This window comes from Sandarakinorhabdus rubra (assembly GCF_010994245.1).
In the GTDB taxonomy this organism is placed as follows: Bacteria; Pseudomonadota; Alphaproteobacteria; order Sphingomonadales; family Sphingomonadaceae; genus Sandarakinorhabdus; species Sandarakinorhabdus rubra.
Map to the genome: position 1 here is coordinate 1 of NZ_WMHO01000348.1, position 1520 is coordinate 1520.

General features: G+C 74.2%; 2 protein-coding genes. Both read right to left on the bottom strand.

The window, feature by feature from the left end; all coding sequences use genetic code 11:
• On the bottom strand, positions 1 to 337 hold a 337-nt coding region (locus GJV64_RS14315), incomplete at its 3' end, for a MarR family winged helix-turn-helix transcriptional regulator (RefSeq protein WP_164158131.1).
• A 44-nt stretch (positions 338 to 381) separates the two neighbouring features.
• A partial coding sequence (locus GJV64_RS15680; RefSeq protein ID WP_164158133.1) for an NTP transferase domain-containing protein occupies positions 382 to 1520 on the bottom strand: 1139 nt, incomplete at its 5' end.

Here is a 1520-nt window from a genome sequence, read left to right on the forward strand (position 1 = left end):
GGCGGGCGTGGCCGGTGTCGGTCAGCCATACCAGCCGGCCGCGCCGGTCGGCCGGGTCGGTGTCGATACGCAGCAGGCCGGCGCTGGCCAGAGGTTTCACCAGGCGCGAGACGGTGGATGCGTCTGCCGCCAGCCGTGCCGCAAGCGCACTGATCGACAGGCCGCGCCGCCGCGACAGGCAGGCGATCAGCCCGAACTGGCCGATGGTCAGGCCGTGCGCGGCCAGCGCCTCGTCATAGATCTGGCTGACCCGGCGAGACAGCCGCCGCACCTTGCCGGCCGTGCACAGGTTGGCGGGGCCAGCGGCGAGTGCGGGCGAGTCGGGCGTGGCATTCATCGCGCCATGATAGCCTGCAATTGCAGGCAATCAAGCGCGGGCCATCAATTGCCGTCGAGCGCCGCCAGCGCCTCGGGCGTGTCGATATCGACAAGGCAGGCCGCCGACGGTGCCGGCACGTCGGTCACGGCGAAGTCTGCCATCAGGCCCTTGCCGCCGCTGTCTCCGGCCAGCGCCAGCAGGCGCGGAAAGGCGGCGCGCGGCCAGCGCACCGGGTGGCCTCGCCGGCCGTCCCACACGGGGGCCACCACGTCGCCGGGCGCGGCAGCGATGGCGGCGATCAGCGCCGGCTCCAGGGCCGGCGTGTCGGCCAGGCACACCAGCGCGGCGTCCGCATTGGCCGGGACGGCGGCGATGCCGGCGGCCAGGCTGCGCCCCATGCCGTCTGCCCAGTCGTGCGCCTCGACGAAGCGGACCGCGCGGGCGCCCAAGGCGGCGCGCACCTCGTCGCCGCGATGGCCGATGACCACGATCGGCGCGGCCAGGCCGGCGGCGGCCAGGGCATCGACGGCGTGGGCGACCAGCGGCTTGCCGCGCCAGGTGGCCAGGAGCTTGTGATCGGCGCCAAAGCGCCGTGAGCGCCCGGCGGCCAGCACGATGGTGGCGAGACTGTGCGGGGGAGACAGGCTGGCGCGCGGCTCTGGCCGTTCGGCTTCGGGCAGCAGGCCGCCTTCGCCCATGGCGGCAACGTCGGCGGCGGTGACGGCCACGCCCGCCAGCAGCCGTTCCAGCACCAGGTCGAGCCCGTTGCGCTTGGGGCTTTTCGCGCAGCCCGGCAGGCCGATCACCGGCACCGCACCAATGACTCCCATCACGATGAGATTCCCCGGATCGACCGGCATGCCCAGCCGTGTGACCGTGCCGCCGGCACGCTCGATGGCCATCGGTACCACGTCCCCCCGATCCACCGTCGCCGAGGCACCGGCGACCAGCACGAGATCTGCGTCTGCGATGTCTGACAATGCTTCAGCCAGCGCTGCCGGCGCGTGCGGGCAGGGCGGCTGCAGGTCGAGCGTGCTGCCCAGCCCCGCGACGCGGGCGCGGGTGACGCGCTCCAGCTTGGCCAGCGCCTTGGCGCTGGTGCCGGGCAGCGTGGTCGCCAGCAGCACCACGCGGCGCGGCCGGAAGGGTGCCAGCGCCAGCGTCTCCCCTTCGGCGGCACAGGCCGCCACCAGCAGCGGCT